The sequence below is a fragment of the Rothia amarae genome (genome assembly GCF_042677725.1).
Lineage (GTDB): Bacteria > Actinomycetota > Actinomycetes > Actinomycetales > Micrococcaceae > Rothia > Rothia amarae.
The window spans coordinates 95,597-109,549 of the sequence record NZ_JBHUCN010000014.1; the positions used below are offsets into that span (position 1 = coordinate 95,597).

General features: G+C 52.2%; 13 protein-coding genes. 11 read left to right on the top strand and 2 right to left on the bottom strand.

Annotated features, from left to right (window positions below):
- The first annotated feature begins 25 nt into the window (after positions 1-25).
- The 8 genes from ACFR81_RS09400 to ACFR81_RS09435 all read left to right on the top strand — a co-directional run bounded on the left by ACFR81_RS09400 (position 26) and on the right by ACFR81_RS09435 (position 8,687).
- On the top strand, positions 26-3,115 hold the full coding sequence (locus tag ACFR81_RS09400; RefSeq protein ID WP_343875665.1) for an FtsK/SpoIIIE family DNA translocase: 3,090 nt from the start codon (positions 26-28) through the stop codon (positions 3,113-3,115).
- A gap of 19 nt (positions 3,116-3,134) precedes the next feature.
- A complete protein-coding gene (gene pgsA / locus ACFR81_RS09405) occupies positions 3,135-3,734 on the top strand; it encodes a CDP-diacylglycerol--glycerol-3-phosphate 3-phosphatidyltransferase (protein WP_343875663.1) in 600 nt (199 codons plus the stop codon).
- A gap of 1 nt (position 3,735) precedes the next feature.
- Positions 3,736-4,236: a CinA family protein gene (locus ACFR81_RS09410; protein WP_343875661.1), complete on the top strand. Its 501-nt coding sequence runs from the start codon at positions 3,736-3,738 to the stop codon at positions 4,234-4,236.
- Between the two features lie 204 nt (positions 4,237-4,440).
- Positions 4,441-4,893, top strand: coding sequence for a helix-turn-helix domain-containing protein (locus tag ACFR81_RS09415; RefSeq protein WP_068167989.1), 453 nt, complete (start codon positions 4,441-4,443; stop codon positions 4,891-4,893).
- A 124-nt stretch (positions 4,894-5,017) separates the two neighbouring features.
- Positions 5,018-5,239, top strand: a complete 222-nt coding sequence (locus tag ACFR81_RS09420) for a DUF3046 domain-containing protein (RefSeq protein WP_343875658.1) — start codon at positions 5,018-5,020, stop codon at positions 5,237-5,239.
- A 203-nt stretch (positions 5,240-5,442) separates the two neighbouring features.
- The gene (gene recA, locus ACFR81_RS09425; RefSeq protein ID WP_068167991.1) at positions 5,443-6,561 is read left to right on the top strand and encodes a recombinase RecA; all 1,119 of its coding nucleotides are present in this window, start codon (positions 5,443-5,445) and stop codon (positions 6,559-6,561) included.
- 126 nt (positions 6,562-6,687) lie between these two features.
- Entirely contained in the window at positions 6,688-7,665 is a 978-nt protein-coding gene (locus tag ACFR81_RS09430) for a regulatory protein RecX (protein ID WP_343875655.1), read from the top strand.
- Between the two features lie 11 nt (positions 7,666-7,676).
- Positions 7,677-8,687, top strand: a complete 1,011-nt coding sequence (locus ACFR81_RS09435; protein WP_343875653.1) for a winged helix DNA-binding domain-containing protein — start codon at positions 7,677-7,679, stop codon at positions 8,685-8,687.
- Here the strand turns inward: ACFR81_RS09435 and ACFR81_RS09440 are convergent.
- A complete protein-coding gene (locus ACFR81_RS09440; protein WP_343875651.1) occupies positions 8,668-9,789 on the bottom strand; it encodes a hypothetical protein in 1,122 nt (373 codons plus the stop codon). The two genes, ACFR81_RS09435 and ACFR81_RS09440, sit on opposite strands and share 20 nt — an antisense overlap.
- Before the next feature lie 34 nt (positions 9,790-9,823).
- On the opposite strand from ACFR81_RS09440, the gene miaB reads away from it, so the two are divergent.
- Genes miaB through dapF form a run of 3 tightly spaced genes read left to right on the top strand, consistent with a single transcriptional unit; the run spans position 9,824 to position 13,264 of the window.
- Entirely contained in the window at positions 9,824-11,335 is a 1,512-nt protein-coding gene (miaB, locus tag ACFR81_RS09445) for a tRNA (N6-isopentenyl adenosine(37)-C2)-methylthiotransferase MiaB (RefSeq protein ID WP_068168003.1), read from the top strand.
- A complete protein-coding gene (miaA, locus tag ACFR81_RS09450; protein WP_068168006.1) occupies positions 11,335-12,300 on the top strand; it encodes a tRNA (adenosine(37)-N6)-dimethylallyltransferase MiaA in 966 nt (321 codons plus the stop codon). The genes miaB and miaA overlap by 1 nt, the downstream gene beginning before the upstream one ends.
- A gap of 37 nt (positions 12,301-12,337) precedes the next feature.
- Positions 12,338-13,264, top strand: coding sequence for a diaminopimelate epimerase (gene dapF / locus ACFR81_RS09455; RefSeq protein ID WP_068168009.1), 927 nt, complete (start codon positions 12,338-12,340; stop codon positions 13,262-13,264).
- Between the two features lie 50 nt (positions 13,265-13,314).
- Here dapF and ACFR81_RS09460 read toward each other — a convergent pair whose 3' ends face one another.
- Complete coding sequence (locus ACFR81_RS09460) at positions 13,315-13,935, bottom strand: class I SAM-dependent methyltransferase (RefSeq protein WP_343875647.1); 621 nt, start codon at positions 13,933-13,935, stop codon at positions 13,315-13,317.
- Positions 13,936-13,953: the final 18 nt, after the last annotated feature.

Genomic DNA, 13,953 nt, shown 5'->3' on the forward strand with positions numbered 1-13,953 from the left:
TCTCGCTAACTAATGTTTAGGACGTATGGCACCGAGAACCTCATCTGGTCGGTCTTCCCAGGCTGGAAAGAAAAAGACACGTTCCTCTAGCACCCGAGCAAAGGGCGGCTCAAACCGCGCTCGCTCTGGTGCTCAGTCTGCATCTGAGTCACCTAACTGGTTGCTACGGAGCATCTTGGCAGTGTGGACTTCCCTGGCACACACGGTCGGCGCCGCCGTCCGTCGTATGGGAACTCTGCGCACTGATATGCACCCTGACGAGCGGCGCGATGGGGGAGCATTACTGATTCTCACCATCGGGTTGGTAACTGCCGGAGTGGAATGGTGGGCATGGCGCACCATCGATACGTACTCTTGGATTGAATGGCCCCTTCACGCTTGGCATGTGATGGTGGGCGGTCTCTTTGGCTTTGGAACTCTGCTCATTCCAATTTTCTGCATGGTGTTCGCCTGGAGAATCTTCCGCCATCCTGTGGAGGTTCACGCTAACAACCGCATAGCCCTGGGCATGTTGCTCATGGTAATAGCCACCTCCATGCTCGGTGCCAAGCTGGCAGGTTATCCCACCCTCGCTCAAGGATTTGAAGGCGTGTGGTCTGGTGGCGGAATTATTGGACTAATTCTCTCAGCCCCTGCCATGCGTTTAGTGGGCGGTATTAGTTTCTTTGAGTGGCTTCTCATCGGGCTTGTTTTCTTGATCGGTCTGCTCATTGCTACCAAAACTCCTCTTCGCCAAGTTGTTCCCAAAATCGTTCATTTGATGGGGGTCATGTTGGGGGAGGCGCCCGCGCGTCCTGAACCAGCTACTACCCAATTAGACGCCAAAGAGCATGACCGCAGCTATCTCTACGAGGACGAACCCACTCCTGCTAGCCCTCCTCGGAAGGGGCTCTTGGCATGGCTGGGCTTTGGAAGTGGGCATGAAAATGATCGGCGTCTGGATCGCTATGACGGTGATGAAGCGTTTGATACCGCCCTGCTTTCTGACGATTACGAATATGTTGATCCACCCACCCAGCCCCAGAAGAAGACAGTTTCTTCAAAGCGTGCCCAGAAACGCCAGACGAAGGCGTTTGATGTCATGGCACAGGAAGAAGAACCTGTTTCTGCTAAGGCACAAAGCGAGCTTTTTGATGTTAGCCAGTATGCCGATTCAGATGCTCCAGCTCAGCGCCTTGCCCAGGCACAGCAGGCAGCGGTAAATCACGGACGGGTCGAACCAGAAGATTCTCGTCCCCGAGAAACAGAATCGAATCGAGATCAAGAGCCTTCTGGCTCAGCTAACGCCTCAGCGTCGGTAGCAGCAGGTCAGTCTCAGGCAACAACGTCCCGTGCAATGGCTCCCCAGCGACCGGCAGCTTCGAGTCCAGCCCCGGCGCCCTCAAATACGCCACAGGCTGCCCCTGTTTCGGCTAGCCGATCGGTACAGAACAACACGATCTCAGCGCCGGTGGAGTCACCACGGCCGGCACAGGTAGTTGAATCCTCTTCGGGTAACTATGAACTTCCCGAGGAATCCTTGCTGATTGCAGGCCCACCTGCCAAAGAGTCGTCCGAGGTCAATGAGCAAGTCGTTGAGTCATTAACTAACGTGCTCCAGCAGTTCAACGTGGACGCCGAGGTTACCGGATTCTCCCGTGGCCCCACCGTCACCCGCTACGAAATTGAGTTGGGTGCCGGCACGAAAGTTGAGCGAGTTACTGCGCTTTCTAAAAATATTGCATATGCTGTGGCATCTGCTGACGTGCGCATCCTTTCGCCTATTCCCGGTAAATCCGCTATTGGTATTGAGATTCCAAATACCGACCGCGAGACCGTAGCGTTGGGCGACGTCCTGCGCTCTCCACAAGCTCATCAGGTGCACCATCCCATGATTATGGGCGTGGGCAAAGATGTCGAAGGTGGATTTGTTCTCGCCAACTTGGCAAAGATGCCCCATATGCTGGTTGCCGGTGCAACGGGTGCAGGTAAATCGTCGTTCGTGAACTCGATGATTACCTCTATTCTGATGCGCTCTACTCCCGATCAGGTTCGCCTAGTGATGGTTGATCCGAAGCGCGTGGAACTGACCGCTTACGAAGGTATCCCTCACCTTATTACTCCCATTATCACCAGCCCGAAAAAGGCTGCTGAAGCTTTGCAATGGGTAGTACGAGAAATGGATGCCCGCTACGACGACCTGGCTCATTACGGATATAAGCACATTGATGATTTCAATAAAGCGGTCAAGGCGGGCAAGATTCAACCCGAGCCGGGCTCTCAGCGGACCATCAAGGAATATCCCTACCTTTTGGTGATTGTGGACGAGCTTGCCGACCTCATGTTGGTTGCCCCACGCGACGTCGAAGAGTCCATCGTGCGTATCACCCAGCTGGCTCGTGCTGCGGGTATCCACCTGGTGTTGGCTACCCAGCGCCCGTCGGTCGACGTCGTCACCGGTTTGATTAAGGCGAACGTACCTTCGCGTCTGGCTTTTGCGACTTCATCGGTTACCGATTCCCGTGTGGTTCTCGACCAACCCGGTGCAGAAAAGCTCATCGGACAGGGTGACGCGCTCTTCTTGCCGATGGGTGCATCTAAGCCTATTCGAGTGCAGGGTGCGTGGGTCGGTGAATCTGAGATTCATGACATCGTGGAGCACGTCAAAACCCAGATGCCGGTACGCTATCGTGACGATGTCATCCAGGCAGCTCCGAAGAAGCAGATTGATGATGATATTGGAGATGACCTCGATGTTCTCTTGCAGGCAGCTGAACTCGTAGTGACTACCCAATTTGGCTCAACTTCCATGTTGCAGCGCAAGCTACGCGTCGGTTTCGCTAAAGCAGGCCGTCTGATGGATTTGCTGGAATCACGCGAAATCGTTGGACCGTCAGAAGGGTCGAAAGCACGCGATGTGCTGGTAGCTCCCGATGATCTTCCGGTAGTTTTGGCGAAACTACGGGGCGAAGATCCACCCGAGCCCGAACCGGCTACAGTTCCCGCTGAGAGCGGTTTAGGCGAGCACTATGGAACCGATGCCGTGGCTAGTTCCCTCGGCGAACCAGCCCCAGACTATTTTGACTCAGCTGATGAACCAGGCGACGAAGACGCCTGGAATCTCACCGGCAGATAATCCAGAAAGAGAGATCGTCATGAGCGAAACCCAACAGGCTTCCAACTGGAACCTGCCCAATGTACTAACTACTTTGCGCATCATTATGGTTCCGCTGTTTGTGTGGCTCATGGCGGGGGGCGGCACCTTTGGGGAGGATTCGCTGAGCGCACGCTGGTGGGCACTGGCGGTGTTTATTCTGGCGATGATTACTGACTGGCTGGATGGCTCCATCGCTCGTTCGCGCAACTTGATTACCAGCTTTGGCAAAATCGCAGACCCTATTGCCGATAAGTTGCTTACCGGTGCAGCATTTGTCATGCTTTCCATTCTTGGCGAGCTGTGGTGGTGGGTCACCATCGTGATTTTGGTGCGCGAGTGGGGGATTACCATCATGCGTTTCTTCGTGATTCGCTATGGCGTGATGGCTGCAGGCAAAGGTGGCAAGCTTAAGACCGTTTTGCAGACCGTTGCGCTGGTACTCTTAGTTGCTCCTTTGGGGCAGCTGGGTACCTGGGCTCTCATTCCCGGTTATATCGTGATGGCGGTTGTGGTTGTTATTACCGTGGTGACGGGTCTCGACTACGTGAAGAAAGCAATCGAACTCCGCCGTGACTATCTAGCAAAGAACCCCTCCTAATATGATGGCCGAATTGGAAGAGCTTGCTCGAGAGGTTATTGAAGCTGCAACTGCGAGAGGGGTTCACCTTGCCACTGCTGAATCTTTGACCGGGGGCATGCTGGGTAATTTTCTCTGTACAGTACCTGGTGCCTCCGCTACTTATTACGGCGGCGTCATTTCTTATGCCAATGAGGTCAAGCAAACGGTGCTTGGTGTTGAAGAAGAGTTGCTTGCAGAACAAGGTTCGGTGGACCCTCTGGTAGCGGAGCAGATGGCGCAGGGCGCCGCTAGAGTATGCGGTGCAGAATTTGCTATTTCGACGACGGGCGTGGCTGGGCCAGCACCGCATGACGGTAAACCCGTGGGCAGGGTCTATTTAGGTATTCTTACTCCCGAAGGTTCCCGAAGCGTGGAGCAACAATATTCGGGTAATCGCCGAGAGATTCGACTTCAAGCTGCAGGAGATGCTCTTCATCTACTACTGGGCGCACTGATATCTTCCAGCCCAGCGTCCCCATAAGGCCTTCTCTCAGGAAATACCCAGAGAATTTTTTGAATTTAGGGGAATGAAAACACAGGTACGTGCTGTTGTATTAAATGCAAGGCTTCAGTGAATGGAAAAGATTTCTGAAGAATAAAATAATCTTGCTTATTATCTGAAATCAGTTAGGCTATTAGAAGCGCTCAGACATCTGAGCATGAATACCAGGAGTTAGGTATAAAAATGACTAAGCAACCCGTATCCGTAAACGGTGTCGTCCGTTGGAAGGATGTGGGTCAGTCCGCAAATACTGCACCCACCTCGCGCGAGCCCAAGGTAATCCTGTTGCGTCACGCTATTGGTGAAGTGCTTCGTGATGTTCGTCAGCGCCAGAATCGTACGTTGCGCGAAGTCTCTCATTCGGCTCGAGTTTCATTGGGCTATCTCAGTGAAGTGGAACGCGGTCAGAAAGAAGCCTCTTCTGAACTGCTCGCTTCTATCTGTCAGGCACTGGAGATTCCTCTCTCTCAGATGCTTGCAGAGGTTTCAGAGCGTATGGCTGTTGAAGAAGGCTTCAATGTTCCCGATACGGTTCCCGCTGAGTTCTCTGAACAGTTCAAGCGTGAATACGGTGTTTCCGCTACTTCTTCCAAGGATATTCCTTCAGGCGAGCCTACTTTGAGCCCCACTCGATAATTGTGGGGATGCTTGAAGGTGGTTCTCGCCGCCTCAATCTTCTAGACTGCACGTTCATGAATCATGGGCGTGCAGTTTTTATGACAAAGCATGGTTGAGAAGTACCTAAAAGGGAAGGGGTGCTGTGAAACTCAGTGAATTTTGGTCTCTGATGGATTATGAATTTACACCCTCATATTCGAGAGTACTGGCACGAGACCTCGTGCTTCCCGAATTCAATAACGTTACTGTTCAAGAAGCGCTTAACCGCGGAGAAGACGTGCGGGCGGTATGGCTTGCTGTATGCACCATGCAGGAGATACCACCGGAGCGTAGGTGGGGTCCAGATATTCCCCCCAAGCCTTAGATTGGTTATTTTGTTCTAATTAAGTTCGAATACTAGAAAATATGTTCGAAAACCGGTAAAGTTTTCCACAGATAGAAAAAATTCAATTTTTAGGTCGGATTTATCCACAGATTTCGAAAAAGGCCTTAAATTGTCAGTCGTTGCGCTTACTGTGGTGTCAGAAGCAAAACTTCCATCACAGAAACCAAGTGAGGTTATACATAATGGCAGCTAAATCCCGCACAACCCAGCAGGTCAGCCGAGTTTCAGAAGAGGGGCGTGAAAAAGCTCTTGAAGCCGTCATGGCTCAAATCGATAAGAATTATGGCAAGGGCGCAGTCATGCGTCTGGGCGATAAAGAAGCCGTGAAAGTTGAAACTATCTCCACTGGCGCACTGTCTCTGGATGCCGCATTGGGAATTGGGGGGTTGCCTCGTGGTCGCGTCGTAGAAATTTATGGTCCTGAATCTTCAGGTAAGACCACTGTAGCTTTGCACGCCGTTGCTAGCGTTCAGAAAGAAGGCGGTATTGCTGCCTTTATCGACGCCGAGCACGCGCTCGATCCTATTTACGCTGCTAAGTTGGGCGTTGATACAGACGCATTGTTGGTGTCTCAGCCTGATACCGGTGAGCAAGCTTTGGAAATCATGGACATGTTGGTGGGTTCAGGCTCTGTTGACATCATCGTGGTTGACTCAGTTGCAGCTTTGGTTCCTCGCGCAGAAATTGAAGGCGAAATGGGCGATTCCCACGTGGGCCTCCAGGCACGATTGATGTCGCAGGCTTTGCGTAAGATCACCGGCCGTTTGGCGCAGACCGGTACCACCGCCATCTTCATTAACCAGTTGCGTGAAAAAATTGGTGTTTTCTTCGGTTCTCCCGAAACCACTACTGGTGGTAAAGCCTTGAAGTTCTACGCGTCGGTTCGTATTGATATCCGTCGTATCGAAACTTTGAAAGATGGTGCTAACCCCATCGGTAACCGCACCCGTGCCAAGATTGTGAAGAACAAGATGGCTCCGCCCTTCAAGCAGGCTGAATTCGATATTCTCTATGGCGAAGGTATTTCCATTGAGGGCGGCATTATTGACATGGGCGTTGAAAACAACATCGTCAAGAAGTCCGGTGCTTGGTTTACCTATGAAGGCGATCAGCTGGGTCAAGGTAAAGAAAATGTCCGTCGTTTCTTGAAGGATAATCCTGAGCTTGCCGAGGAAATCAAGTACAAAACTCTGGTGAAGCTTGGCATTATTGAGTCTGATGAAGAAGAAGAGAGCGCTGACGTCGCGGATGAGTTCTCTGAGGATATTGATCCATTGGATGCAGTGAGCGAGAACTTCTAAAGTAACGCTTGAGGGTATGGTTTTGCCCGAATAAGTTGAATAAAGCTTCTCAACGGTGAGGCAGGGGAGCGCCCCTGCCTCACCGTTTTGAATACGCTGGATTTTAAGAAAGTGGGGGAGGAAAGTATGGCTGAAACGAATGACTTTCCTGCATGGCACCCTGCCGCCCTCGGCGAACATGAAGATTTACCGGGGCGAGGAAATATCTCAGGAGCACCGAGCGACTCGGTAGGAACTCCCTATACGGGGAAAGCAACCCCATCTGCAGCGCCTTCAGAGAAAGAAAACTCTCAGAAGAAACTCCTAACGGCTTATTCCGCTTCTCAGAAACTCTCGGGAGCTCGACCCCGCAAGAGGTATAGGGAGGGGCATAAGAAAGGTTTTAGGAAACCGAAGACTAATCCCAAATCGCCGTTTGCTCCGGCATTTGGGGCGGAACCTCCAGAGAAGATTCCACAGAAGAAACGCACCTCATCAAGCGTTCAATTTCGTGCAGATAGCCGGCTAGCCGAAACCGAATCCCCTCTAATTCAAGGAAACACCAGCAGGGGGCAACGACGGGGGCGCAGCAGAGAACCCGAATCCGAATTTACGCAGGCGAAAAACATCGTTCTTAATCAGCTAGCGGCGTCAGCAAAATCGCGGGCGCAACTGGAAAAGAAACTTAAAGATAAAGAAATCAGCGAGGACACCGCTCAAGATGTTTTAGACCGTTTTGAAGCTGTCAAACTGATCAACGATGAAGAATTCGCTCACATGTATGTGCGGACGCGAGCGAACGTCAAGAAACTTTCTAAGACGGCAATTCGCCGGGAACTCCGCGAAAAAGGTGTTAACGGTGAATTAGCTGAGGTCGCTCTGGAACAACGAACCGAGGAAGACGAGCGAGCCGACGCTCATGAGCTGGTCCGTAAGAAAATGCGCCCGTCCATGGATTTTTCTGACCGTAAAGAAAAAGACAAGATTATGCGCCGGTTGGTCAGCATGTTGGCACGTAAGGGATACCCCTCTTCTATGGCATTTAGCGTAGTCAAAGAAGAAATTGACCGCTTCATCGAAGATAATGGTATCGAATCAGCTGATACAGATGATTATTTTTTCTAAGGACCATTGCAATGACTCTTTTGCCAGAACATGAGCTGCAAGCGCGCCGTCTGATTGCTCAAGGGCTGGCGGGTTCGAATGCAAGACCTGCGTTGAAGAATCCTGTGTACGTAATTCGCCACCTGCTGGCTCTTCAGGGGCAAACATATAAAGCGGGTATCCGCGCTATCGCACTGCGCGTTGAAAACGGTGAGGCGTCAGGGCAGGATATCGAGGCTACAGATGCTCTGGTACATGAAGCAGTAGCAAATCATGAGATTGTGCGTGCTTGGCCCATGCGGGGTACTTTACATTTTCTCGATGCCCAAGATGCTCGCTGGCTAATGCACCTGTGTTCCCCGCGCATCGAAGCCGCAGCAGCTAAGCGTCGGCATGGTCTCGGATTTGTTGAAGGAGATTTCGAACGAGCTCGTGAAGCGCTTTATGCGCATCTGCTGAATTTGAAGACGGGTGAAGTATTAGAACGCCGGGACGCCTATCGAGTTTTTGAAGACGCCGGAGTGAGTACCGCTGATGGGCGCGGTCCTCATCTTCTTAGAGCCTTCGGTGGACTAGGCGATGTGGTGCAGGGGAGCCTCGCCGGGTACCGGGAGACTTTTCAACACATCGATCGTTTACGCGTTAATCAGCGACATCTCCCTGCAGGACAGGCTCTCGCAGAACTGGGAACGCGTTATGTCAATGGACACGGCCCCGTGACGGTCAGCGACTTGGCGTGGTGGTCAGGCTTGACCAAACGGGAGTCCATCACCGCCCTGAAGTCAGCGGAGAACTGCGTCCCTATGGTCATAGGGGATGTCGAATATTTTGCGCCCTCCTGGCAGCTGAATATTACTGCAGAAGAACTAGAGCAGGCGCTAGAAAGAACTTTTTATTTACCCGCATTTGACGAATATTTGCTGGGGTATAGCGACAAATCTTTTACTATGGCATCTGAAATCCGTCACGAGGTTCTCACCATGAACGGGATAAGTTGGAACTTTACGGTGAAAAACGGAACCGTTATAGGTCGAACGGCGTAGTAAGAGCTGTTACTGTTTGCGGTACCGAGATGTTTTGCCCCTGTTCAGCTAAGACACACTGAACGGTGAGGATGGTTGCCCCTAAAAGCGGGTCGGTGAGCATTTGAGAACCAGGATAGCCAAAAGCTCTTTCATACAACGTGCGAGCGCTATCAAGCCACCAGGTGGACGACACAAAACGCGAGTAACGGCCAGAATCGTCGGCAGATGGAAACCCTAAGAGCATTTCTGCCAGCGGTAGATATCGGTGGTGGATAGCAGAACCTTCGGCGTCGATTCCCCGACTACCCATGTTGGAGCCGGAGGGGTTCTCTAAATCTGTGATGAGAATGTTATGCGGTGAGAAATCTCCCGACGATAGAATCGTAAGCTCAGAACGAGGTGGAAAAACTATGCTTTTTAACTGCTGTTGCAGCTGATCCAGCTCGATTGGTGTGAGAGATTCACCGACCCTGCCGGGGATTTTCCGCTGCTCGACGAGCTTAATCAACCCTTTCAAGGCCATCTGCGGGGATGCAATCATACCGGGGGTCGACGCCGCCGGATCAGCTTGAGCGAGACGATGGGCAAAATCAAATATGGCACCTTTTGTTTGCGGGGAATTTTGCTGAGCGAACGGCGTCCAAAAATCAATCCAGGAGGAAAGAGCTGCCTGAGCCTGAGCGGAATCGAGAAAGTAGTCAGCGAGGGAACGCCCCGGTACATATTCAATACCTAAGACCCGCTGGGAGTCCTCGGCAAAAAGTAGTCGCGAAAAAGAACCTGGCACCGTGTCATTGAGGCATATCAAACCGTGCTTTTCACGTAAATACCCAAAACCACCGGAATTAACAGCAGAGTCTTTTCGCCGAAAATATTTGAGAATCGCAGACTGCCTCTCGAAATCTCCCCTGACCACCACGGAGCGCATTCCAGCGGAGAGAATCTCCATATTTTCTAATGCACCTGCCTCCAAGCGCGTAGCTCCCAAAGTGACCATCATTTGAAGAAGCGCACGAAATTTAGGAGTCATTACCGGCGAATCACCGGGTTGAAGCTCATAGAGTGCGCAGGATTTCTCGCAAAGTGAGGAAAAACCATCGGTGAGTGACTCGTGGACCATAGAGCCATTATCGCCTATCTAGTAACCTTGAACGGTGACTTTGAATCTTTCTGAATCAACCAATCCTGAATCCGCCGAAAAAATCCGTACCTATGAGGTGCGCACTTTCGGTTGTCAGATGAACGTGCACGACTCCGAACGCATGAGTGGGTTGCTCGAATCCAGCGGCTATGTCCCGGTGCAAGAGGGGGAAACTCCCGATCTGGTGGTTTTCAATACCTGTGCCGTGCGTGAGAATGCCGACAACAAACTGTATGGCAACCTTGGCATGCTTGCTCCTGCAAAGCGTGAAAATGAGGACATGCAGATTGCCGTGGGGGGTTGTCTAGCGCAGAAAGACCAGGACACTATTCTCAAGCGCGCGCCGTGGGTCGACGTCGTGTTTGGCACCCACAATATTGGCTCGCTACCTACTCTGCTGGAACGCGCTCGCCATAATCACGAGGCGCAGGCCGAATTGCTGGAGTCTTTGGAAGTCTTTCCCTCTACTTTGCCGACTAAGCGTGATCACGTCTATTCGGGCTGGGTTTCCATTTCTGTAGGTTGCAATAACACCTGCACTTTCTGCATCGTTCCTTCGCTGCGAGGCAAAGAAAAAGACCGTCGCCCCGGCGATATTTTGGCTGAAGTCCAGGCTTTGGTGGACGACGGCGCGGTGGAAGTAACGCTGCTTGGTCAGAACGTGAATTCCTATGGTGTGGAGTTTGGGGACCGACAGGCGTTCTCTAAGTTGTTGCGGGCTTGCGGAAATATTGAGGGGCTTGAACGAGTTCGTTTTACCTCCCCCCACCCGGCGATGTTTACCGATGACGTCATTGACGCTATGGCAGAAACTCCTAACGTGATGCCTGTGCTTCATATGCCCCTTCAATCTGGCTCAGATAAGGTGCTTAAAGATATGAAGCGCTCCTATCGGTCCAAGAAGTTCCTGGGTATTTTGGAACGAGTACGCGCCAAGATGCCAGAGGCTGCCATCACCACGGATATCATCGTTGGGTTCCCTGGTGAAACCGAAGAAGATTTCCAGGAAACTATGCGCGTGGTGGAAGAATCCCGTTTCTCTTCCGCGTTCACTTTCCAGTATTCGATTCGCCCCGGCACTCCCGCTGCTACCATGGAAAACCAGGTTCCCAAGGACGTCGTACAAGAACGCTACGAACGACTGACCGCTTTGCAGGATCGCATCGCGGGTGAAGAGAACAAGAAGCAGCTGGGTAAGACGGTGGAACTGATGGTTACAGCCGAGAAGGGGCGTAAGGCTGATGAAACTCACCGTCTGGCAGGCCGCACCCCAGATATGCGTCTGGTGCATTTTTCGGTTCCTGAAGGCGCCGAGATTCCCCGACCCGGTGACTTTGTGACCGTGCCTGTCACTGAGGCAGGCTCCTTCCACCTGATTTCTGATCCCACCGCAGAACAGTATTCGGTGCGCCGTTCCCGTGCTGGTGATGCTTGGGATCGTTCACAAGCAGATTCCTGTGGAACCGGAACCACCCAGGTTTCTGGTGGCGCCGTCAACCTGGGCTTCCCCACCTTCCGCCAATAATGTCCAGCGAATTTTCTTCGAGTCAATTTCCCGTGGTGTCAATCGTGGGCCCAACGGCCAGCGGTAAATCAGATTTGGCGGTCGAAATCGCACGGGAGTTGGATGGGGAGTGTATTAATGCTGATTCCATGCAGTTTTACCGGGGCATGGATATTGGAACCGCAAAAATATCTGCCGAGGAGATGAAGGGCGTGCCCCATCATTTTCTGGATATTTTGGACGTGCGAGAAGAAGCTTCTGTCGCGGTTTTTCAACAGCGGTGCAGAGAACTGATGGCAGATATTCAAGGTCGGGGAAAGCTACCGATTTTGGTGGGTGGCTCTGGTCTCTATGTGCGGGCTGCGCTGGATCACTTAGAATTTCCCGAGACAGACCCTGCAGTCCGTAAAGCATTAGAGCAAGAACTGGAGCAAAAAGGCAGGGGTGTACTTCATGATCGTCTGCAGGAGATTGACCCGGAATCAGCGGCGCGGGTAAAAGATGATCGCCGCCTCATTCGTGCTTTGGAAGTGTGGGAAGTGACCGGTCGGACTTTCACTTCCTTTATGCCCCAGCGTCAGTACGTTCAGCCGGCTGTGCAAATCGGTCTCAACGGTGACCGGGCTGAGCTTCATCAGCGTATTCACCGCAGAGTGGAGATGATGGCGCAGCAAGGGCTGCTTCACGAGGTCGAAAAGCTAGAAGCCCAGGGTCTGCGCGAGGGAAAGACTGCCTCTAGGGCAATAGGCTATCGCGAATTCTTACGGGTTCTTGAAAGCCAGCGCTCGCAAGAGGATATATACACGGTGGAAGACGCCATCGAAGACACGGCAGTGGCAACCCGTCAGTTCGCCCGTCGTCAAATTACATGGTTCAATGCAGATCCTAGAGTGAATTGGTTGGACTGGAATGACAGCCAAAAGACGTCTAAAGCCTTAGAAATCATCCGTTCTCAGACATACGCGCGAAAGAACGAAACCCCGTAGAATACTAAAAAAGACAGCGCTATCGAAAGGACTATCCGTGGGAACACACCAGAAAAAGTGGGGAGATCTCACTAGCGTACCTCTGACGAAGGGGCACGGTACCGGTAACGATTTTATTTTTGTTACCGATCCTGAGGGCGTTCTCAATATAGATGCGGATGTGGTGGCGCAGGTATGCGATCGCCATTTCGGAATCGGTGCCGATGGTTTGATTCGCGCCACGATGGCTACAACTTTTGACGCCGATGCACCTTCTGAGCAGTGGTTTATGGACTATCGCAATTCGGATGGTTCAATCTCTGAGATGTGTGGAAACGGGGTACGAGCATTCGTTGAGTATCTGCGGACGGAGAACCTGATTTCCCTGGAAGTCGGTGAACGAATCCAGATTGGTACCCGAGCCGGTGTCAAGTCGGTTGGTCGAACTGATTCGGGTTACGCCATCGACATGGGTCCCTGGGGATTTATCGACGGCGACGCCGCTCGTGATACTGGTGCCGACTGCATGGTGAGCGCGCGCGGACTGAAAACCAACCGTCCCGGTGTTTCCATCAGCATGGGTAATCCTCATACTGTTGTTGCGCTGGGTTCTGACGGCAAACTTGAGGGCCTCGGCTTGGATGTTGCTCCCACCGTATCTCCGATTCCGCCTAACGGCACTAACGTCGAGTTTGTTGTTCCCGAAGAAATTGAGGACACCGAAGCGGAAACCGGTCAGGCGAATGTTGGTGCCATTAGAATGCGTGTTCACGAACGTGGAGTGGGCGAAACCCTTTCCTGCGGAACCGGGGCGTGTGCTGCTGCTGCAGCGACTCGGTTCTGGGGTGGAGAAGACGCCCCCGACGAGTGGTTGGTTCATGTCCCAGGCGGCACATTGGCGATTACTTTTGTGCTCGGTCCTGATGAACTTGAGCATGTGGTGCTAGCTGGTCCTGCAGAAATGACCGGCAAAATAACACTCTAATTTTCAGCGGGGAAGAGCACCAAAAAATAGCTCTTTCCCGTTGTTCCTCTCTAAGCGCTCCTTACGACTTCGAGGATGCGGAATCCTTTGGCAGTAGCGTAGCGGGAGACCTTAAACGTGCCTGCGTCCACCGAATCTAGCTCCTTAGCAATCCATTTTTGCAGAGAGTCTGCCCCCAAGTTCTTCTGTACCACCAGATAAGCACACCCCTGGGGCGCAAGGCGGGGGAGCCACGTCCGTAAAATATCGTGGAGCACATCTTTGCCCACACGGATGGGCGGGTTCGACCAAATAGTGTCAAATTGAAGATCTCCAGGCACGTCTGAAGGCGCGAATACCTCAATATTGCTCAACCCTAGCCGCTCAGCATTCATTCTCGTTAGTTCAGCAGATCGTTGGTTGACTTCCACTCCGATGACTCTCGCCTGAGGAAGTTTTTTCGCCAAGGTAAGTGAAATAGGGCCCCAGCCGGTACCAATATCGAGGACGGTAGAACCGGAAGGCTCAGGAGCTTCCGCCAACAAAATGGCGGTGCCTTTATCAATGCCCGCAGGGCTAAAAATCCCCGAGGCAGTCACCACAGAAACACGCTCTCCGGCAAGCTCCACACTCACCTGTTTTGGCGTGAAATCTCCCTGGGGATCAGAAGAAAAATAATGCTCAACAGACATAAAAAATACTTTACGGGA

Excerpts from the sequence above, each read along its gene's own strand:
- ACFR81_RS09400 (WP_343875665.1), top strand. The coding sequence starts at position 26 with ATGGCACCGAGAACCTCATCTGGTCGGTCTTCCCAGGCTGGAAAGAAA.
- pgsA (WP_343875663.1), top strand. The coding sequence starts at position 3,135 with ATGAGCGAAACCCAACAGGCTTCCAACTGGAACCTGCCCAATGTACTA.
- ACFR81_RS09410 (WP_343875661.1), top strand. The coding sequence starts at position 3,736 with ATGATGGCCGAATTGGAAGAGCTTGCTCGAGAGGTTATTGAAGCTGCA.
- ACFR81_RS09415 (WP_068167989.1), top strand. The coding sequence starts at position 4,441 with ATGACTAAGCAACCCGTATCCGTAAACGGTGTCGTCCGTTGGAAGGAT.
- recA (WP_068167991.1), top strand. The coding sequence starts at position 5,443 with ATGGCAGCTAAATCCCGCACAACCCAGCAGGTCAGCCGAGTTTCAGAA.
- ACFR81_RS09430 (WP_343875655.1), top strand. The coding sequence starts at position 6,688 with ATGGCTGAAACGAATGACTTTCCTGCATGGCACCCTGCCGCCCTCGGC.
- ACFR81_RS09435 (WP_343875653.1), top strand. The coding sequence starts at position 7,677 with ATGACTCTTTTGCCAGAACATGAGCTGCAAGCGCGCCGTCTGATTGCT.
- ACFR81_RS09440 (WP_343875651.1), bottom strand. The coding sequence starts at position 9,789 with ATGGTCCACGAGTCACTCACCGATGGTTTTTCCTCACTTTGCGAGAAA.
- miaA (WP_068168006.1), top strand. The coding sequence starts at position 11,335 with ATGTCCAGCGAATTTTCTTCGAGTCAATTTCCCGTGGTGTCAATCGTG.
- ACFR81_RS09460 (WP_343875647.1), bottom strand. The coding sequence starts at position 13,935 with ATGTCTGTTGAGCATTATTTTTCTTCTGATCCCCAGGGAGATTTCACG.